General features: G+C 35.7%; 21 protein-coding genes. 7 read left to right on the top strand and 14 right to left on the bottom strand.

Translation table 11 applies throughout. The features are described 5' to 3' along the window. Nucleotides 1-28 precede the first annotated feature (28 nt). Nucleotides 29-520 (top strand): MarR family transcriptional regulator, encoded by a 492-nt coding sequence (locus QJV49_RS07910; protein ID WP_309568396.1) that lies wholly within the window; start codon nt 29-31, stop codon nt 518-520. Nucleotides 521-557: 37 nt separating this feature from the next. On the opposite strand, the gene QJV49_RS07905 is transcribed toward QJV49_RS07910, so the two are convergent. The 5 genes from QJV49_RS07905 to dtd form a co-directional block, all read right to left on the bottom strand. Further along, nucleotides 558-1,199 (bottom strand): 1-acyl-sn-glycerol-3-phosphate acyltransferase, encoded by a 642-nt coding sequence (locus tag QJV49_RS07905; protein ID WP_017863968.1) that lies wholly within the window; start codon nt 1,197-1,199, stop codon nt 558-560. A gap of 149 nt (nt 1,200-1,348) precedes the next feature. Next, nucleotides 1,349-2,758: an APC family permease gene (locus QJV49_RS07900; RefSeq protein ID WP_225512404.1), complete on the bottom strand. Its 1,410-nt coding sequence runs from the start codon at nt 2,756-2,758 to the stop codon at nt 1,349-1,351. 136 nt (nt 2,759-2,894) lie between these two features. Next, nucleotides 2,895-3,518: an HAD family phosphatase gene (locus QJV49_RS07895; RefSeq protein WP_225512405.1), complete on the bottom strand. Its 624-nt coding sequence runs from the start codon at nt 3,516-3,518 to the stop codon at nt 2,895-2,897. A gap of 2 nt (nt 3,519-3,520) precedes the next feature. Beyond that, nucleotides 3,521-4,516 (bottom strand): TMEM175 family protein, encoded by a 996-nt coding sequence (locus QJV49_RS07890; protein WP_225512406.1) that lies wholly within the window; start codon nt 4,514-4,516, stop codon nt 3,521-3,523. Next, nucleotides 4,509-4,964, bottom strand: coding sequence for a D-aminoacyl-tRNA deacylase (dtd, locus tag QJV49_RS07885; protein ID WP_225512407.1), 456 nt, complete (start codon nt 4,962-4,964; stop codon nt 4,509-4,511). The genes QJV49_RS07890 and dtd overlap by 8 nt, the downstream gene beginning before the upstream one ends. Before the next feature lie 196 nt (nt 4,965-5,160). On the opposite strand from dtd, the gene QJV49_RS07880 reads away from it, so the two are divergent. Beyond that, a complete protein-coding gene (locus tag QJV49_RS07880; RefSeq protein WP_225512408.1) occupies nt 5,161-6,096 on the top strand; it encodes a glycosyltransferase family 2 protein in 936 nt (311 codons plus the stop codon). Between the two features lie 14 nt (nt 6,097-6,110). Here QJV49_RS07880 and QJV49_RS07875 read toward each other — a convergent pair whose 3' ends face one another. The 8 genes from QJV49_RS07875 to QJV49_RS07840 all read right to left on the bottom strand — a co-directional run bounded on the left by QJV49_RS07875 (nt 6,111) and on the right by QJV49_RS07840 (nt 14,333). Continuing rightward, nucleotides 6,111-8,333, bottom strand: a complete 2,223-nt coding sequence (locus tag QJV49_RS07875; protein WP_225512409.1) for a bifunctional (p)ppGpp synthetase/guanosine-3',5'-bis(diphosphate) 3'-pyrophosphohydrolase — start codon at nt 8,331-8,333, stop codon at nt 6,111-6,113. A gap of 204 nt (nt 8,334-8,537) precedes the next feature. Next, nucleotides 8,538-9,494: a polysaccharide deacetylase family protein gene (locus QJV49_RS07870; protein WP_225512410.1), complete on the bottom strand. Its 957-nt coding sequence runs from the start codon at nt 9,492-9,494 to the stop codon at nt 8,538-8,540. 24 nt (nt 9,495-9,518) lie between these two features. After that, entirely contained in the window at nt 9,519-10,271 is a 753-nt protein-coding gene (locus tag QJV49_RS07865) for a 16S rRNA (uracil(1498)-N(3))-methyltransferase (protein ID WP_225512411.1), read from the bottom strand. 99 nt (nt 10,272-10,370) lie between these two features. Beyond that, the gene (gene prmA, locus QJV49_RS07860; protein WP_225512412.1) at nt 10,371-11,324 is read right to left on the bottom strand and encodes a 50S ribosomal protein L11 methyltransferase; all 954 of its coding nucleotides are present in this window, start codon (nt 11,322-11,324) and stop codon (nt 10,371-10,373) included. 17 nt (nt 11,325-11,341) lie between these two features. Continuing rightward, nucleotides 11,342-11,830, bottom strand: a complete 489-nt coding sequence (locus QJV49_RS07855) for a YdeI/OmpD-associated family protein (RefSeq protein ID WP_225512413.1) — start codon at nt 11,828-11,830, stop codon at nt 11,342-11,344. Between the two features lie 38 nt (nt 11,831-11,868). Then, entirely contained in the window at nt 11,869-12,153 is a 285-nt protein-coding gene (locus tag QJV49_RS07850) for a hypothetical protein (protein WP_225512414.1), read from the bottom strand. A gap of 129 nt (nt 12,154-12,282) precedes the next feature. Continuing rightward, a complete protein-coding gene (locus tag QJV49_RS07845; protein WP_225512415.1) occupies nt 12,283-13,836 on the bottom strand; it encodes an ABC-F family ATP-binding cassette domain-containing protein in 1,554 nt (517 codons plus the stop codon). A gap of 29 nt (nt 13,837-13,865) precedes the next feature. Further along, nucleotides 13,866-14,333 carry a DUF3013 family protein gene (locus tag QJV49_RS07840; RefSeq protein WP_225512416.1) on the bottom strand — a complete coding sequence of 156 codons (468 nt, stop codon included), beginning with the start codon at nt 14,331-14,333 and terminating at the stop codon, nt 13,866-13,868. 152 nt (nt 14,334-14,485) lie between these two features. Between QJV49_RS07840 and QJV49_RS07835 the strand changes: the two genes are divergently transcribed. The 3 genes from QJV49_RS07835 to QJV49_RS07825 are packed head-to-tail and all read left to right on the top strand — an operon-like array spanning nt 14,486 to nt 17,117. Further along, nucleotides 14,486-14,974, top strand: coding sequence for a GNAT family N-acetyltransferase (locus QJV49_RS07835; RefSeq protein WP_225512417.1), 489 nt, complete (start codon nt 14,486-14,488; stop codon nt 14,972-14,974). Between the two features lie 43 nt (nt 14,975-15,017). After that, nucleotides 15,018-16,277: a replication-associated recombination protein A gene (locus tag QJV49_RS07830; protein ID WP_225512418.1), complete on the top strand. Its 1,260-nt coding sequence runs from the start codon at nt 15,018-15,020 to the stop codon at nt 16,275-16,277. 54 nt (nt 16,278-16,331) lie between these two features. After that, entirely contained in the window at nt 16,332-17,117 is a 786-nt protein-coding gene (locus QJV49_RS07825) for a ParB/RepB/Spo0J family partition protein (RefSeq protein WP_225512419.1), read from the top strand. A 51-nt stretch (nt 17,118-17,168) separates the two neighbouring features. Here the strand turns inward: QJV49_RS07825 and QJV49_RS07820 are convergent, their stop codons facing one another. Further along, on the bottom strand, nt 17,169-18,950 hold the full coding sequence (locus QJV49_RS07820; RefSeq protein WP_225512420.1) for a heavy metal translocating P-type ATPase: 1,782 nt from the start codon (nt 18,948-18,950) through the stop codon (nt 17,169-17,171). Between the two features lie 363 nt (nt 18,951-19,313). Between QJV49_RS07820 and rpmF the strand changes: the two genes are divergently transcribed. After that, nucleotides 19,314-19,487 carry a 50S ribosomal protein L32 gene (rpmF, locus tag QJV49_RS07815; RefSeq protein WP_010905107.1) on the top strand — a complete coding sequence of 58 codons (174 nt, stop codon included), beginning with the start codon at nt 19,314-19,316 and terminating at the stop codon, nt 19,485-19,487. Nucleotides 19,488-19,516: 29 nt separating this feature from the next. Then, nucleotides 19,517-19,666, top strand: a complete 150-nt coding sequence (gene rpmG, locus QJV49_RS07810; protein WP_003132258.1) for a 50S ribosomal protein L33 — start codon at nt 19,517-19,519, stop codon at nt 19,664-19,666. The last annotated feature ends 838 nt before the right edge of the window (nt 19,667-20,504 follow it).

Genomic DNA, 20,504 nt, shown 5'->3' with positions numbered 1-20,504 from the left:
TTTATTGTATAATGTAAGCATGGATAAGATGACCTCAGCAGACCTAAACCAACAAATTTCAAAAGAATTGCATGAGCTAAGACATGCAACTGACAATCGTTCTCAGGAAAGAAGCTGGATTTTAGCTCAATTGGACAATGATAAACTGGAAAAAGAAGTTTTGACTTTGTCAGTTGTTGCCCTTCACATTTTGTCAGCTTTGACCAAAGAAGATTTAACCGGTATCGAATTAGCCACAAAATTATCCGTCACTCGTGGCGGAGTGACTCGTGCTGTTCAAAATTTAATCAAATATCAGTTTTTAACTACTTATCAATCTGAAAGTGATAAAAAGAAAATTTTCTATCACCTGACAGTCAAAGGTCGAAAAGTAGCGACCATTCACGATAAAATGCATAAAATCATGGATATTAAACTTGGACAAATTTTCGATAAATATAATGAACAAGAAAAATCAGTTATTTTAAGCTTTCTGTCTGATTTCAATCTGACAGAAGCCCAACTTTTTGATTCAGAATAAGTCAAAAAAATCTAGCAAATTAATTTGCTAGATTTTTTTATTTTGCTTCATAATGAAAATCTGGGTTCAATTCTTTATCAAGCTCTGCAAAAGCAACTTCCATTCGACGGTTAACTTCGGCAATGCCTGCTTCATCCATTTTTTTAATATCTGAAATATCAATTGGATGTCCAATATTTATTGAAACTTTTTGACGCTTGAAAACACCTTTCATCGTCAAAGGCCCTTGATAGACGGCAGGTACAATCCGGACTTTTGCCATTTTAGCAATAACCGCAACGCCACCTTTCATCTCTGCACTATGACGACTTCCTGATGGAAACATAATCATTGATTTATCTGATTCTTTAAGCATTTTAACCGCATGTTTTAAAGGCTTAGTTCCTGGATTTTCGCGATCAACTGGAAAGGCACCACACATTTTAATCCACCAACCCCCGAATCCTTTAAACAATTCTTTTTTCGCCATGAAAATAAATTGTTTAGGACGAGTTGCAAAAGCAAACCAAACTGGCTCCCAAGCCATTCGGTGAGGGGCGACTAATATATAATTTTCATCTTTAGGAATTCGGTCAACATTGTAGTATTTACTTTTTCCATTCAAAATGAAAAGTAAAAAAGCGACAAGATTGCGTAAAAAGACATAAAAGATTCGGTGTTGTTTTTCATATTCTTTCATTTTTGGGTAATTTACTCCTCATATCATAGTTGCTGATAACTTCCCTATTTTAACTTATTTTAGTAATTTTAGCAATTTTTGTCCGCTCCAAAATGATGACAAAAAAATGGTTCCAAAAGATTTTGAGACCATTTTTTTATAATATCTTTTTATTTTTCTTCTGATTTTCTGCTTCGACGATTTCCATAAGCAAAATAAATCAAAATTCCAATAAGGAACCAAATTCCTGAATATAGTTTTGCTTGCACATCCAGTCCCCAAAATACAAATAATGAACCAAGAAAACCAAGGGCTGGTAAAACTGGGTAGAAAGGCATTTTGTAAGTTGCTTCTGGCAAATCTTTTCCTTGACGACGACGAAGTGAATAGATTCCAAGTGTAACAAACATGAAAGCAATCAAAGTTCCTGCTGAAATAAGTTGAGCAAGGAAAGCAAAGGGGAAGAACGCCCCGATGACAATAGCAACAATGGCTAAGGTCCACACACCATTTGCTGGAAGATTTCGGGCATTCATTTTACCCAAACCTTTAGGTAAAAGTCCATCGCGTCCAAAAGCATAAAGCAAACGTGAACCTGCAAGAACCATCCCCAAAAGGGCGATAAACATTCCGGCAAGTGCAATAGCTGTTACAACTTCTGATAAAACAGAATAACCTGATTGTTGAAGAGCCCAACCAACTGGAGCTGCATTTCCTGCATAGGCTGAGTAAGGATGCATCCCTACAAGTACCAAGGTTACTGCCGCAAATAGAACAACAGCAATGAGAAGCGACCCAATAATTCCACGTGGCATTGTTTTTTGGGGATTTTTAGCTTCCGCTGAATTGGCTGCAATTGAATCAAAACCGATATAGGCCAAGAAAATCATTGACACCCCAGACCAGATTCCCGAGAAGCCACCAAAACCTGTTTTGGGATTGTGTGGCGGAATAAATGGATGGTAATTTGCTGGCTTAATGACCGTAATACCAACAATAATAAAAGCAATGACAGCTGCCACTTTAAGCACAACAAGAATTTGACTAATTCGTCCAGCATCAGATGCCCCACGAAAGACAATAATTGCCGAGAGTAAAATGACTAAAAGTGAAATAATATCAACAATTCCACCGTCTGTACCAAATGGATTGGCCAATACCTTTGGTAGATGGAAACCGAGTGGTGCTAACAACTGTTGCAAATTTGCTGAGAAACCTGATCCAACAAAGGCAACGGCAATAAAGTATTCCGCAAGCAAAGCCCATCCAGCAATCCAACCAAAACCTTCGCCAAATAAGACTGAAATCCAAGAATAGGCTGAACCTGCAAATGGCATCACTGTTGACATTTCAGCATAAGCTAAGGCAACAAAACCAGCGACCAAAGCAGCAAGCAGATAAGAAAAGACAACACCTGGTCCTGCAAATTGTGCAGCAACCTGACCTGGTAAAGTAAAAATAGAAGTCGAAATAATTGTTCCAACACCTAGTGCAAGAAAATCACGTGTAGTTAACACCTGATTATAGTGTTTATCTGCATCTCGATAAAGCTCAAAATCAGCTTTTCTCATAAATCCCATAATAAATCCTCATTTTTCTGAATTTGTAACCAAATAATTTCAATAAACTGTATTTTACCGAATTGTCTGACAATTGTCAAGAACAAACCTTATGCAGTATAAAAACTTTTTTACAAAAAAATTACTGACAGACTTGTCAGTAAATTATTTCTTGAAAATTGAGTTCTGTCAGTACTTTTGGTGCCTTTAGATGATACGTTTTCAAACCTGCTGTTTGCGCCCCCAAGATATTATCCGCATTGTCATCAATAAATAAAGTTTCATCAGCCTTTAAATTTGACTGACGAAGAACCTCTTGAAAACTTTCAACTGTTGGTTTTCTCAAATGCAAGTCATGTGAATAATAAGTTTTTCTAAAATAAGTTGATAGAGGTCGACCCATCTCATCGATACAACGCTGCTCAAAACATTTAGCGTGAATAGCATTAGTATTTGAAAAAAGATAGAGTGAGAAATCTGCTGATAGCTCTGTCAGTAAATCCATTCGTTCTTTTTGAAAATTTTTTAGAATTAAATTCCAATTTTCTTCAATTACTTCATCTGTCAGTTGGCTATTTGTTGCTTCTCTAAACTTGTCATAAAAAATTTCGGGAGAAATAAGGCCCAATTCTAGTTCCTCAAAAAAATCGACTTGTTTTTGCGGATTAAAATAAGCAGAAAAATCTTTTATTCCTAAGTCCTCAAAGGAGTTGACCATTCGCTCAAAACCTAAGTCTAAAATTACACCACCTAAATCAAAAATAATATTTTTTACAGTCATAATTAACCTTCTTTCAAATAGGGAACACCGATAGAACGTGTAGCAGCATAAACTTCTTCTTCTTGATTGCGGTCATTAACCATGCGGAACAAAAAGTTAAAAATAGGAACAATAACAAAGAGCCAATGTCCATAAAATGGAAAAATAATGGCAATAATCATGATGATAACATTCATTAGAATGGTTGAAAATAGTCTGATTAACCAAACACGACGCCAGAATTTAAAGGATTTTGGCATTTTATGAAAATGATCTTTAGTAATTGAATAACTTAAAAGCTCCTGCTGAAGTAAAATCACAATCAAAACCAGACCAAAATTCAAGGCACTAAATGATGTTGGAGCAACCATAATCCATTTGGTCAACAACGGAATCAGTGAAAGCAAACCAATAAAGATAAAATCTTGAACAATAATTTTTTCTGTAATTTCTTCAGTCAGAGCAAAAATTTTGTGTCGATTGAACCAAAAATTAGCTGTAACAACAAAACTTACTAAGAAGATTCCAACTGAACTGATGAACTCCCAATAGCCTTGATTACCAGAAGGTACAGGAATTTCAAGGAGCATAATTGTAATAATGACCGCAATAATTCCGTCAGCAAATGCTTCAATGTGATGACGGAGCTTTTGTTTTCTAAGCTTTTCATCTTCTAAAGCATGACGAGTCATTGATTCTTGCAATTCTTCACTCGTCATCTTGGCATATTGTGGATGCGTATTGAGAAACTCTTCTTTAAGTTCTTCACGCGCTTGAATCATCTCCGGATTGCTTTGCATTTCCTCAATTTTTCGTTTCTGACGCTCAGTCAAGTTTTTATTTTGCTGTTTTCTTGCCTGTTCCTTTGAATAATCTTCATCAAATGATTGAATCATATTATTTTGCCAGATTTCACCAATTTGGTCAGTTTTTTCTAAAGTCTTTGAAGTTTTTGTTTTACTGACAGAGCGAACAGGAACTCGTTTTTTTACGCTACTTTTTTGCAGTCTCTTAGGCATTTTTCCTAGCTTCTTTCGTATCTAAAATAATAGTGACAGGGCCATCATTTATCAATTCAACTTGCATATCTGCACCAAAAACGCCTGCTTTAACTGATAAAATCTGAGCCAAACTGTCATTAAATTTTTCATACATCGCTTTAGCAAAATCAGGTTTCCCTGCTGCAGAAAAACTCGGACGATTCCCTTTTTTAGTCTCCGCATACAAAGTAAACTGAGAAATTGACAAAATCTCTCCTTGAATATCTTGAACAGAGAGATTCATTTTATCATCTTCATCTGAAAAGATCCGCATTTGCGCGATTTTACGTACTGCATAATCCAAATCAAAATTGCTGTCAGCATCCTCAACCCCAACCAACAACAAGAAACCTTGATTAATTTTTTCCTTAAGGACACCATCATTACTGACAGAAGCTGACTTTACACGTTGAATTACTATTTTCATAATATTTATATTTCACTCCTATGATAATCTCTTTACTGACAGTATAGCATAAAAACGCTCATTTTCTCGACTTACTTTTATTTTAACAATGCCTAAAGAATTCTTGACATCATATCACTCTTTAGGTATTATCATAGAATAAGAGTCTCTAACTATTAGTTCTAAAATGAGATTAAAAAAATAATAAAGGAAAAAAATGGAAGAATTAGCGATTGTTGTCCCCGTTTATAACGAAGAAGAAACGATTGAGCTCTTTATTAAAGAGGTAAATGACAAAACAGAAAAACTCAAGCTAAAAAAGGTTTTTTACTTTGTAAACGACGGTTCTAGTGACCAAACGCTCCCTCTTATAAAAAAATTAGCGAGTCAAGTTGACAATATTAACTACATTAGTTTCTCAAGAAATTTTGGTAAAGAAGCAGCTTTACTTGCAGGCTTAGAAGCCACTAAAGAGCCTCTTGTTACAGTAATGGATGTTGATTTACAAGATCCACCTGAACTACTTGTTTCCATGTATCAGAAACTTCAAGAAGGCTATGATAGTGTTGGTGCTCGCAGAATTTCGCGTTCTGGTGAATCTCCACTGATTTCTTTTTTCTCTCGATTTTTTTATAAGATCATTAATAAAGTATCAACTACACCTATTGTGGACGGAGCCAGAGATTTTCGGCTTATGACTCGTCAAGTTGTGGATAGTATTTTGACACTCAGAGAAAATAATCGTTTTTCAAAAGGACTTTTTTCTTGGGTTGGTTATGATGTAACTTATTTAGAATACGAAAATCACGAACGAAGTGCTGGTCAGACTTCTTGGTCTTTAAGTCAACTCCTCCGTTATTCTATTGATGGGATTATTAATTTTTCGGAAATGCCTCTCAATATTGCGACATTTGTTGGTTTTATCAGTTTTTTAGCCTCACTTTTGCTCAGTATTTTTTATCTTCTTAAAACACTGATTTTTGGTGACCCTGTTCAAGGCTTTCCAACTTTGATTGTTTTGATTTTACTGTTAGGTGGCTTACAACTTCTCTCTCTTGGAATTATTGGTAAATATATCGCTAAAATATTCCTAGAGACCAAAAAACGTCCCAATTATATTATTAAAGAAAGTAATTTAAAAGAGCTTGACTAAGTCAAGCTCTTTTCCTAAGCATTTGTCCGTTTTACGGAGTAGACATCTGGGGTCATTTTGATTTTATCAACAATCAAAGTCAAATCTGAGAGATTTTTAATACCTAAAGCGATGTGAATATTCGCCATTTTTTTATCTTTAGTGGGTTGAGCATTAATTGAAATTAAATTTTTAGTAGAATTTGATAAAACTTGCATCACATCATTGAGTAATCCAGGACGATTAAAACCATAAACATCAATATTAGCGACATATTCTTTCACTAAGTTTTCTGAATCATCCCATTCAACTTCAACAAGTCTTTGTTCAAAGTCTTCCATGCTTCGAACGTTTTGACAATCAGCTCTATGAACTGAAACACCACGCCCTTTTGTAATGTATCCCACAATTGGATCTCCTGGAACAGGATTACAACATTTGGCGATACGAACAAGTAGGCTATCAATCCCTGAAACACTGACTCCACCATCGTGACGAATCTTCATGATATTTTTACTTGATTCGCGTTTAACTTCGCCCTTCATCAGCTCTTCAGCTTCTGCTTTTTGTTTGGCCCTCTCAACTTCACGACGTTCATTTTCAGTTAAACGATTGGCAATTGTTGTTGCTGAAAGCTCACCAAATCCAATTGCTGCATACAAAGCTTCCGCATTACGGTAGCTAATCTTATTGAAGACTTCGTCTAGGTGCTTCTTATCTAAATATTGATTGGGAACAAACCCAGCTTCTTCCAGAGCCTCTTGTAACATTTCACGGCCTTTATTGACCGACAATTCTTTATCTTGGTTCTTAAAGAATTGTTTGATTTTATTTCGAGCTTTATTAGTCTTAACTAGATTAATCCAGTCACGGCTTGGTCCAAAAGAGCTTGAGCTGGTAATAATTTCAACCCGATCACCTGTTTTTAGTTGAACAGATAATGGTTTCATTCGTCCATTTACTTTGGCTCCAGTCGCATGGTCACCGACTTTTGTATGAATAGCATAAGCAAAGTCAATAGGGCCTGAACCTCTTGGTAATTCTTGGACTTCACCATTTGGAGTGAAGACATAAATCTTATCTGATAAAATATCTTCTTGAACGGCTTTGACAAAATCTTCTGCTGAATCACCAGCTTCTTCACGCAATTCCACAAGTTCATGAATCCAATTCAAGGTTTCAGAAATTTCATGAACATCAACTTTTGCTTTAATTCCTTGTTTGTAAGCCCAGTGAGCGGCGACCCCAAACTCTGCGATTTGGTGCATTTCCCGTGTTCTAATTTGGAATTCCATTGGGCCTTTGGGACCATAAACAGTTGTATGGACAGATTGATAACCATTGGCTTTTGGATTGGCAATATAATCTTTAAAACGACCTGGCATTGGTTTCCAAAGGTCATGAATATAGCCTAAAGTGGTGTAAACATCACTTGTTGTTTCTGTGATACAACGAATGGCAATCAAATCATAAATCTCATCAAAACGTTTCTTCTTATCGTGCATTTTACGATAAATAGAATAAATATGTTTCGGACGCCCGTAAATTTCTGCGTCAACTCCTGCTTTTTCGACTCGTTCTTGTAATTTACCAATTACTTCAGCAACAAGCGCTTCACGAGCTGTTCTTTTTTCATTCATGAGACCACGAATGCGATAAAATTCTGCTTCTTCAAGATAACGGAATGATAAATCTTCTAATTCCCACTTGATGCTGGCAATCCCCAAGCGATGAGCAAGAGGGGCATAAATTTCCATGGTTTCACGTGAAATCCGCTTTTGTTTATCTGGTCTGAGATGTTTAAGCGTGCGCATGTTGTGCAAACGGTCAGCCAATTTGACCAAAATAACACGAATGTCTTTGGACATAGCCATAAGCATCTTACGGTGATTTTCAGCCAATTGTTCTTCGTGTGACTTATACTCAACTTTACCTAACTTAGTAACTCCATCAACAATTTCAGCAATTTCATCACCAAATAATTCTTGCAAATCGCCTTGCGTAAAATTAGTATCTTCAACAACATCATGCAAAAAACCACAGGAAACAGTAACGGCATCCAGTTTTAATTTGGCTAAAATTCCTGCAACTTGAGTAGGGTGAACAAAATAAGCTTCTCCTGAAGCACGATATTGGTCTGCGTGGGCAAGCGAGGCACAAGCAAGTGCCTTTTCCACGAGTAAAAGGTCTGTTTCATTCATATAATCAGAACAGATATTAACAACTTCTGCTCCGGTTAAGACTGGTTCTTGTGGCATAACTTTAAATACTAGACCATTTTAACGTTGATTCTAAAATGGTGACCAGTTTTCCTCCTTATTAGATTAAAATATTATCTCATTAATTTTTGTAAGTTAAGGTTTATTTCATTTCACTTAATTTAATCTATTCTATCACATTTGTAGGTTAAGCAAAAGTATGACTATTGCAAAACTAAAGATAAAACTCCGATTATTCGGAGTTTATTTATTTTTTTCATTATAATCGGTGGAGGGTTGAATCATTTGTAGCATTTGCTCAGTAGTGGTAGAACTCATCATTCTAAAGCGCGGTAGCGTTAATAGACCATCACTTTCTTTGGCTGCTATTGCAACAGCACCGTTACGACCTGGGTCAAGCAAGCCAAACTTATAGCCTAATTCGCTGGCTAAATTTAAGGTATTTTGGTTGTAACCACCTGCTGGATAACAGATAATATCTGTTTTTTGATCAAGGTTTTTATCTAAATCTGCTTTTGATTGTTCAAGTTCTGTTCGTTGAGCTTCCAAAGTGAGCTTTCCTAAATCAGGATGACTGACTGTATGACTGCCAAAATCAACAAGACCACTTGCTTTCATCTCCTTGATTTGTTCCCAGGTCAAAATTCCACCTTGGGCTTTATTCACATAACCTGTAATAATAAAATTCGTGGCGTGCATATTGTATTTTTTCAATAAAGGGAAAATTTCAGTATACATTGTGACTGAACCATCATCAAAAGTAAGCCAAACCATTTTATCACTTGGTTTTTCTTTAGTTGTTAGAATTTTTTCGGCATCTGAGCCACTAACCGTTGTGTAGCCTTTTTCTTTCAGCGCTTTTAATTCATTTTCAAAGGTTACACTATTGATGTTATTACTATCTTGTGGGAGCTGATCAGCTCTTGAAGTGACATAATGAAACATCAAAATGGGCAGCTGATTTTCATTTGTTCCAGTGAACCATTTTGTTTCTTTTGGTTGAGAAGAACTAGATGAAACAGTGCTTTTAGATTTGTTTTGACTAGAAGTTTGACTGCTTTTTGGGCTTGTATTTGTTTTAGGATTCAACAAATGAACAGCAGCAAAAGCAATTGCAATTATTCCAATTAAAAGAACGAAAACTGTGAGGACTGAAGCCCAACGAATTCGTTTTTTGCTACGTTGTACTCGCTTTTTCATTAATGTTTTCCTTAATTTTTTTATTTATAATAATTCAAAATAAGCTGAAAGACTTGATAGAGCATACAATGGTGCGGTTTCTGCTCTTAAAATCCGTGGACCTAATCCAATCGTTTTTGCACCCAAATCAGTAAATTTTGTAATCTCAGTTGGATGAATCCCACCTTCTGGTCCAAAAATAATGAGTACTTTTTGGTCGGCTGACATTTCTGTCAGTGCCTGCTTAAACATTGTTTTTTCACCAGTTTTTGCTGATTCTTCATAAGCGATAAGGACTTGGTCAAAATCAGTAAATTTATCAAGTAAATCAGTAAATTGCTCAAAAAGTTGAAGCTCTGGAATCATTTGTCTGCGTGATTGTTCGGCCGCTCCTAGAGCGACTTTTTCCAATTTTTCTTGTTTTTTGGTCAGTTTTTTCTTGTCCCATTTACTGACAGAAGCTTTAAAAGGTGCTGACCAAATGGCTGTAGCTCCTAATTCTGTTGATTTTTCAACAATAAAATCGAGCTTATCTCCTTTAGGAAATCCTACAGCCACGGTAATTTGAACGGGCAATTCTGAGGACTCTGTCAGTAATTTTATCAGCTTCACTGATTGGTCACTTGGCGAAACGACTTCTGACAGCCCAATTTCACCGTCAGTAAAAACAAGACGGATTTGGTCACCACTTTTAGCCCGCATCACAGTGAAAATATGATGAGCTGCTGCTTGATTTTCAATGATAAATTCTTCGCCCGGTTCCGGTAATTTTTTAAATACAAAATATTGGTTGGCCATGTTTTTTCCAATCATTTCTTAGAATAAAGTTTTGAATGTAATCTTTTCTTTATTGTGCTTCTCCATTGACTGAAAGATAAGCGACTTTATTTAAGCCTTTTATCCGCCAATGACTCCTTCACGATTTTCTGTTTTCTTAAAAATCAGACAGTTCCATTCGCCTTGAATCATTCGTGTTTCAAGGAAAAATCCAGCTTTTTCTGCTGATGCAATGACCATGTCCGCTTTGTCAGCAATAATTCCTGACATAATGAGGTAACCTTCTTCTTTGACCAAGCGGAATGCGTCTTCTGTCATTAAAACAAGGATATCAGCCAAAATATTAGCCACAATGACATCTGCCTTTTTATCAATTCCTTCAAGCAAATTATTGGCTGAAACGTGAATTTTTTCATGACCCGGATTGAGTTCAATATTTTCTAAAGCCACGCGCACAGCAACTTCATCAATATCATAGGCAAAAATTTTTTGCGCACCAAGATATGAAGCTGCAACAGATAGAACGCCCGAACCCGTTCCAACGTCAAGTAGCGTTTCACCTCCACGAAGAACTTGCTCTAAGGCATAAAGTGACATTTTGGTCGTTGGATGTGTTCCAGTTCCAAAAGCCATACCAGGGTCAAGTCGAATCAATTTTTCAGACCCTGTCGCCACGTAATCCTCTGTCCAACTCGGCACAATGGTTAAATCATGCGTAATTCGTGCTGGTTCAAAATATTTTTTCCAAGCTTCTGCCCAATTTGTTTCTGACAGATTATTCGTTGTTACTGACAGACCTGTCAGTGAAAAATAATCACTTAAATTTGCGATTTTATGTTCAATTTCGGCTTTGAGTTCCACAATTGGCATATTTTCTGGATAATAAGCAGTAATTTCAACAAAATCAGATTGTTCAATATCGGGAAGAACCTCGCCAAATTGGTCTTCGTGATTGAGATAATCAGCGCTGTCATTAATTTCAACACCGGATGAACCCGCTTCTATCAGCAAAGCTGAAATAGCTTCTTCAGCTTCGCGACTGATTTTTATTGTGATTGAATTCCAATTATTCATTTATTTCATCTTTCTTTCTATGGTTTATCTCGGCCTACAAAGGAGTTCTTTCCCAGTAAGAAGCCAATCGCTCGCCTAATATTTCGTTCGATGGCTTCTTCTGTTTTCAACCTTGCAATATAACGATTAATTTCAACTTGTTTAGAGGGAATTAATTGGTCAAATACTTGTTTTGCTTCCGGATTTTTGGCTAATGCTTCACTTAAATCTTGTGGTTGCTTGACAATTCGTGGCTCTGAATCATAGGAAATTGTAAAATCAAAGATTTCCCCGATTCTTTTAGGCGAATTTTTCAGCATCGTCGTATTGACATATAAGCGCCAATCCCCTTTGAAAAACATTAGATTTTGCTGATAAGTTTTTTCATTAATCTGACCACAAATAGGAATTGGCGATTTTTCTCGGCCTGAATCCTGAAATATTTTCTGCAAAATATCTGGTGGTACAGCCACAAAGGGATTGATACCGATAATTTCCAGTTCAGCTTGAAAACTATAACTTTTCATAGTGCTCTTGAAGTCCTCTTTTCCTGTCAGTAAAAAATTTACTTTTCAAGTTTTTTTAATTCTCTTTGCATTTTCGAAACAAATTTTTTTACTGACTTAAAATCTTCGTCATCAACATATTCAACAGCATCTTCAAGCAAATCAATCCAGCTCAATATCTCTGAGTTAAATTTTTTCACATCGTGCTTTTTAAATTCTGTCAGTAAAATTTTAAGAGTTTTTACTAACTGTAAACTCCGATAACGCCGCTCAGAGCGGCGTTTTGCCAAAGTTCGTGCATAATCTTGTTCGGGATTTTCCCAAGAATGAAGTTTTTGAGTCATTTTTCTCCTAATACTGTTTAACTTTTCACACAAACCATTCCTTGCATTTGTGCAAGCCAGTATAACTGCAGTTCCACTACCAATTTTTAAGAAAAATTAGAATGAACTAGCATAAGAATTAATCAGTAATTACAAAATACGAGTTGTCCATTCTTCACAGTTAATCACATCAGAAACCAAGCCTTCATAAAATTCTGGTTCATGTGAAACCATCAAAACAGTTCCCGGATATTCAATCAATGCACGTTTGAGTTCTTCTTTAGCGTCCACGTCCAAATGATTGGTTGGTTCATCCAAGATGAGAATGTTAGATTCGGTATTCATTAATTTAGCAAAACGTAATTTTGCTTGTTCTCCTCCTGAAAGAACATAAACACGTGATTCGATTTGTTTAGCAGTTAATCCCACCCGAGCAAGTGCCCCGCGGAGTTCTGCTTGATTCCAACTTGGATACTCATCCCATAAATCATCAAGTACCGTTTTTTGCGAAGGATTTTTGATTTCTTGCTCATAGTAAGCAATATCTTGGAAATTTCCTTTTTCAACTTCCCCATCAAGACTTGGAATCAAGCCCATTAAACTCTTGAGCAACGTCGATTTCCCAATCCCATTGGAACCAATAAAGGCAATTTTTTGTCCAGCTTCTACTTTTAAATTAATTTCTGACGACAAAGGTTCATTGTAACCAATGACTAAATCTTTTGCCTCAAAAACGAGACGACTTGGTTTTCTACTAAATTTAAAATCAAAATGAGGTTTTGGCTTTTCAGAAATAGTCTCAACAATTTCCATTTTCGCCAATTTTTTCTCACGCGCTTTTGCTTGGCCAGACGTTGCCACATTCGCTTTTTTACGGGCTATGAAATCTTTCAGTTTAGCTTGCTCAGCGACCTGCGCATTATGCAAAGCTTCAAGCTGTGCCTTTTTCTCTTCAAAGACACGTTCAAATTCCGCATACCCCATTGAATAGCGGGTGATTCCGAGACCATGCACATGATAAATGATATTGACCACTTCATCCATAAAGGGCACATCATGCGAAATCAAAATAAAGGCATTCTCATAGTTTTTAAGGTAATTTTTCAACCATAAAATATGTTCTTCATCCAAATAGTTCGTTGGTTCATCCAAAAGCAAGATATCTGGTTTTTCAAGCAAAAGTTTGCCAAGTAAAATTTTCGTTCTTTGCCCTCCAGAAAGTTCGGCCACATCTTTATCCAACAGGGGAGTTAAACCAAGACCTCGTGCTGTTTCTTCAACTTTGGCATCAATTAGATAAAAGTCACTATTATCCAATTCTTCTTGAAGTTCTCCTACATTCTCAAGCGCAGCATTCATCTCGTCTTCTGACATTTCCGCCATTTTCATGTAAGTATCATTGATTTGCGCTTCTATATCAAAAAGATATTGAAAAGCCTCAGCCAATGCTTCACGCGTCGTTTTTCCTTTTCCAAGCACAGCATGTTGGTCCATATAGCCAACCCGGTGTTTTTTCGACCAGATTACTTTTCCCTCATCAGGAACCAAAGTCCCTGTGATAATATTCATGAAAGTTGATTTACCCTCACCATTTGCCCCAACAAAGCCGATGTGCTCGCCTTTTAGCAAACGGAAACTTACATCTTCAAAAATTGCGCGGTCACCAAAACCGTGGGATAGATTTTTTACATTTAAAATACTCATTTTTTATTTCTTAAATCTTTCTAAATTTCTTAATATCTTGGATACTTATAAAATTCTGTTTCAGATAAATTAGCAATACCACTTTCAAAAGCTTCTTTATCCCAATTGACTGAAAATTCTTCGGCAGCTTCATCAGCTAGAAAGTCCATTAAATCATCCAAACCTTGATCGGCACTTTCTTGTAAAAATTGAGCAGAATAAGTCAAAAATTCACGAGATAAGCCTTTTTCACCATAAGGAATTGTTGCCAAATAATCATTTTCATCAAAACGTGATTTAGCTGGATTATAAAATAAAACTGCATCCTCATAGACGATATTTTCTGCTGATTCTACTCCTTCTGCATCAGTCAAAAGCGCTCCAGAACTATTTTCTGCCTCTAGTAAAAAGCTGACTTCTACCGCAAAATTACGCTTATCCCAATTCATTTCAAAATCATAAGTAAATCCTTTTTCTAAAACTTCTTCCAAAACATCTAAAAATCCAAATTTAGCCATTGTTCACACCCTCTTTATATTATGTTAAAATAATTATAACAAAAATTTGCTCTAGAAAAGTCGCAAGACTTAATAAATCAGCTCATTTAATAGCTTTTTTTACGTTTAGAATGTATAAATAGATATTTTTTTAGAATTTGGAGAAAGATTTAATGGAAATTAGAAAAATAGAACCACGTGACTTTGTCAAAGTTGCTCAATTGGAGAATGAAAATTGGACCTTAGCTTCAACTCCACATGTCATGGATTCCTCAGCAGAAAAAGTTATCGGTAAAATTATGACTGGGACCACTTATTTTCTGGCAGTAGAAAATGATGAAATTCTTGGAATACTTGATTACGGCCCCCGCCACAAATCTGAATTTGGAAGACATACTGTCACCTTTGGCATTATGACAGCACAAGAAGCCAGAGGTAAGGGCGTAGCTACTACACTAATAAACTTCTTTATTAATTTTGCAAAAAAAGAAGGATTCAAAAAAATTACAATTCAAGTGATGGGTTCAAATCCAGCAGCCTTGAAACTTTATAATAAATTAGGCTTTGTTGAAGAAGGATGTTTGAAAAAAGAATTTTTCATTGATGGTGAATATGTTGATGATTGCATTCTCGCCTTCTATCTAGACAAAAACATTTTGTAAACCAGGTTTACGTTTATTGTAAACCTATGGATTGGAGAATAATATGGCACAAAATCTTGCAAGACGAATGAGACCAAGAAATATTGATGAAATTGTTGGACAAAAACATTTAGTTGGTAAAGGAAAAATCATTCGCCGAATGGTCGAAACTCAACTTCTTTCAAGTATGATTCTCTACGGACCTCCTGGCATTGGTAAAACTTCAATTGCTTCAGCAATTGCTGGAACAATGAATTTTGCTTTTCGGACATTTAATGCAACGACAGATACTAAAAAAAGACTTCAAGAAATTGCCTCAGAAGCCGAATTTTCTGGACAACTTGTTTTATTACTTGATGAAATCCATCGCCTAGACAAACCTAAACAAGATTTTCTTTTACCACTTTTAGAAAATGGACAAATTATTTTAATTGGAGCAACAACTGAAAACCCTTATTTTTCAGTTGTTCCAGCGATTCGTTCTCGCGTACAGATTTTTGAATTAAAACCTTTAGAACCAGAAGATTTAGAATTTTCTGTAAACCTAAGTTTACAAGATAAAGAACGTGGATTTGATTTTGATGTGACCATTGACGATGATGCACTCTACTTTTTAATTCATTCAACTATTGGCGATTTACGTTCTACTTTTAATGCCTTAGAATTAGCTGTTCTTTCCTCAGAAGAACATCATGTCACTTTAGATGATATGGAAAATTCTTTACAAAGAAAAGCTGCAACTTTTGATAAAGATGGCGATGCTCATTATGACTTGCTTTCTGCTTTACAAAAGTCAATTCGTGGTTCTGATGTCAACGCAAGTTTACACTATGCGGCTCGTTTAATTGAGGGCGGAGATTTGCAGAGTCTAGCCCGGCGCTTAACCGTCATGGCTTATGAAGATATTGGTTTAGCAAATCCTGATGCCGCACTTCATACGGTTTCTGCATTATCAGCGGCCGAAAAACTCGGTTTTCCTGAAGCACGAATCCCCCTTGCCAATGTCATTATTGACTTGGCTTTATCCCCTAAATCAAATGCGGCTTATTTGGCGATGGATGAAGCGATTGCTGATTTAGGAAAATATGGAAATCTTGCTGTACCAGCGCACTTACAGGATGGCCATTACGCTGGGGCAAAAGATTTAGGAAGAGCTGTAGAATACCAATATGCTCATAATTTTCCTAATCACTGGGTAAACCAACAGTACTTACCTGATAAAATTAAAGATGCCGATTATTTCCGCCCTGATGACACGGGAAGATATGAAAAAGCACTCCATAGTCGTAAAGAATGGATTGATGAACAAAAAAATAGGAGCTGACAAATCTGTCAGTAAATAGAGCGAAGTAAATTTTACTGACAGAAAGTGAAGAATATGACAGAACAAATCACTCAACTTAAGTTGTCAACAATTGTAAAAAACCCTTACCAGCCTCGTCTTGTTTTTGATGAGGATAAATTAAAAGAATTGGCTAATTCTATCCAAGAAAATGGCGTTTTACAACCCATAATCGTTCGTAAATCAAAACTTGTTGGCTATGAGCTTTTAGCAGGTGAACGTCGGTTTCAAGCTTCAAAATTAGCTGGTTTAGAAACTATACCAGCAATTATTAGAAGCTATTCTGATGAAGAAATGATGACTCTCTCAATTTTAGAAAATTTGCAGAGAGAAAATCTCAATCCACTAGAAGAGTCCAAAAGCTTGGCACAACTGGCTGACAAATTGGGAATGACCCACGATCAAATCGCTAAGGCCCTTGGAAAATCAAGGTCTTATGTCTCTAATCTTATTCGTTTACTTGGTTTACCTGATACAATTTTGAAGCACGTTGAAAATCGAGATATTTCACCTGCTCACGCCAGAACACTTTTAGCTGAAAAAAATCCTAAAAAGCAATTAGAGCTCGTTGATAAAATAATTAAAGAGCAGCTCAATGTCAGAGGACTTGAAGCTATTATTTATGGTGAAGAAAAAGTTACTGACAAGTCTGTCAGTAAATTAAATATCAATCTTTTTACTGACGAAACTGAAAAAGAACTGATGAAAAAATTGGGAAATAGGGTTAAGATTCAAGCAAATAAAAAATATCAAGGGAATTTATCCATTCGCTTTGATAATCTTGATGAACTAGAAAATCTAATAAAATTACTAAAAAAATAAAAAAATTTACTGACAGAGGACTTTTAAGCATTTCGTCAGTAAATTTTTTCTTTATCCTCTTAAAGCCCGAAGTGCATAGAGAATTGAAACAACATCAATGATCTCTTGGAACAAAGCTCCAATCACAGCTGGAATCACTCCCAAAGCTGCAATAAACATCAAAATAATACAAATGATAATCCCAATCATGACCGCTTGTTTAGCAATTCTTAAAGTGTCACGGCTGATTTCAATAGAAGTCGTCACTTTCCTAAGATCATTTTGTAACAGAACAATATCGGCCGCTTCACTAGCAACTGTACCTGAGCCCACACCAATTGAAATTCCAACATCTGCTGTGGCTAGAGCTGGAGCATCATTAACTCCATCTCCCACCATAATTACTGGTCTATTGGTCGCATTTTTAATAAATTTTAATTTTTCATCTGGCATTAAACCCGCATAAACATTGTCAATTCCAACAGTGTTCGCAATTTTATCAGCAACAAGTTGATTGTCACCCGTCAACATTGTAATCTTTTCAAGACCAATTTTTCTCATCTGAGCAATTGTTTCTTTGGCTTCTGGTCTTAAAGTATCAGAGAAAGTGACCGCTCCGATATATTTACCAGCTTTACTCACATAAAATGCTGTTTCATAGTTAAGATTTTCAGGCGCAAAAGTAAAAGAGCTCCGGCCAATTTTAATTTCTTGACCCTCGATTTCTCCGATCACACCAAGTCCAGCAACCTCAGTTAAAGAGGTCAATTTTAATGGTTGAACCTTTTTATTTTCAGCATATTCAACAACAGCTTTTGCTAAAATATGACCACTTGATTTTTCAACTGTGTAAACCAACTGTAAAAGTTCTGCCTCATCCTCTGTTTCTATTGGCTTTAGGCTGTCAACCTTTATTGTTCCCTCAGTAATTGTACCTGTTTTATCTAAAAATATTTCTCGAGCTTTTGCTAATTTTTCGATGACTGTTCCATTTTTGATTAAAGCTCCATTTTGACTAGAGCGACTCATTCCCGAAACAAACGCGATAGGGGCTGCCAAAATCAATGGACAAGGGCTGGCAACCACTAGGACTTCCGCAATTCGTACTGGGTCACCAGAAATAAAGTAAGCAATTGCTGCAATAAGATAGGCAATAATTGTAAAAGGAACAGCATAACGATCAGCCAGACGTACAAATTGAGCTGGAGTTTTCTCCGTTTCTTTAACCAGTTCTACAATCTTTTGAAACTGTGATTCTGCCGCTATCACCGTAGTTTCAATCTGGATACTGGAATTCCCATTGATAGCACCCGAAAGAACAGGATCACCTTTTACTAATTCATTCGGCTTGGTTTCACCCGTCAATGACGCCGTATCAAGTACCACTGCCTCAGAAATAAGTTTCCCGTCAATTGGAATAATTTCCATCGGTCTAATCAATAAATGGCTCCCGACTTCCACATGGTCTATCGGCAAATCGACCACCTTGTCCCCTTTTTGCACATGAGCAATATCAGGCGACTTATCTAATAAAGCAGCTAAAGCTCGGTGAGCTCGACCATTTGCATAGTCTTCTAAACTCTCACCTCCAACAAGCATGAGAATAATAATCAAAGAGGCCCAATATTCGCCCACTAGTAAAGTAGCAATAATGGCCGTGATGGCCAATAAGTCAACACCATAAGAGCCAGACCGTAAAGTTTTAATCATTTCAATCAGCATTGAGAAAGCCAAGACTCCTCCAGCAATTGTAACAATTAAGCGTGCCAAAAAAGGCTGATTAAAGCCAAAGTAAGCAATCAATGCCACGCCTGCAATGACAAAAACAAGAATCAGTTTTTTCCAGTTTTTCATTCTTTTCTCCTTAAAAATTTAATTGTCCTAGAACATTGCCCTGCTTTGTGAGGAGTTTTTACGACCTGATTGTCTTCTCCTTACGCCGCTTTGATTCTTTCGAAGCTGAGCTTAAATTTTTAAGTTACCCGTTAATTTACTTCCATTCTACCAAATTTCTGCTAAGGAGCCTAACATTTTAGTTGTCAAAGATATTTGTCAGTACTTTTTCTTATTCAAATTTTACTGACAGAAAGGTTTACAAAAATTTGTCAAGTAATTTTACTTTACAAAACTTGCATTTCTGAAAATTTATGCTATACTAATAAAGTACGTTTTTGCACTCTGCAAGAACGAGATAAAATTCTACGGAGGAAAAAAACAATGGCAGTACCTGCACGTCACACTTCATCAGCAAAGAAAAACCGTCGTCGTACACATTACAAATTGACAGCTCCAACTGTTACTTTTGACGAAACTACTGGTGACTACCGTCACTCACATCGCGTTTCACTTAAAGGCTACTACAAAGGCCGCAAAGTTCGCGACACTAAATAATTCGACAAAAGTTATAGAAAGGGACTATCATGCGCGTAAATATTACACTTGAACACAAAGAATCTGGTGAACGTCTGTACCTTACTCAAAAGAACAAACGCAACACTCCAGATAAATTGGAACTTAAAAAATACTCTAAAAAATTGCGTAAACACGTAATCTTTAAAGAGGTTAAATAAGGTTTCATTACACGTCAATAGACTTGTAAAACCTTGATTTTTAGTGATTTTATAAGTTTTTTACTTTCAATACATTTCACTAAAAATAAATCTTATGGCAACCTTTTTGGCAACCTTTTTTGAAAATATAAAATGGAGAAAAGAAAGAGTCCAGCGTAAATAAATTCTCATAAAAGTAGATAGAGTTAATTCTATCTACTTTTATTTTATATCTAAAATAACAGATACCATAATATTTTAAAATCAACTTATTTTTCATTAATGAATAAACTATCTTAAATTTTATTACTCTTAGATATTTTCCAAATATAACCTCTAAACATACACTTACCATAAAAATTTTAAAATATTATAAGTTCATTTTCCAATAAAAAATAACTGTATTATTTTACTTAAATTATAAAACAAAAATGAACTAACAGCACTCATTATGAAGAGTGACTTTATAAACAAGTGACGTTCAATCAAATTATTATAGTAAATAATGTATAATTCTAATATATTTATTTTAAGCGTTTATTTTTCAAATTGATTGGGTGTGAGATATCATATTTTAAATTCTAAAATATCAGCTTTTGAGAGTGATTCTTCATTTGACTTAGAGGTCCATCGACTTATAAATCGTTAAACGAGTCACGTTGTATTTTTTAGAAAGCTGAGTGACGAATTTCCAAGAATGGTAGAAGTCTATAAAGGTTTCTTTAAATTCTTTTGCGTGTCCTTTTTGCATGATTTTGCCCTTTGTATAAATTATACAATACACGCTCTAAGCTTTAAGGATAACATCACTTTTCTTACATTTAAATTTGTTATTAAATATGATATAATTTAAGGTATA

Origin of the sequence: Lactococcus sp. NH2-7C (assembly GCF_029953655.1) — a bacterium.
In the GTDB taxonomy this organism is placed as follows: domain Bacteria; phylum Bacillota; class Bacilli; order Lactobacillales; family Streptococcaceae; genus Lactococcus; species Lactococcus lactis.
This window is presented reverse-complemented; position numbering and strand designations above follow the sequence as displayed.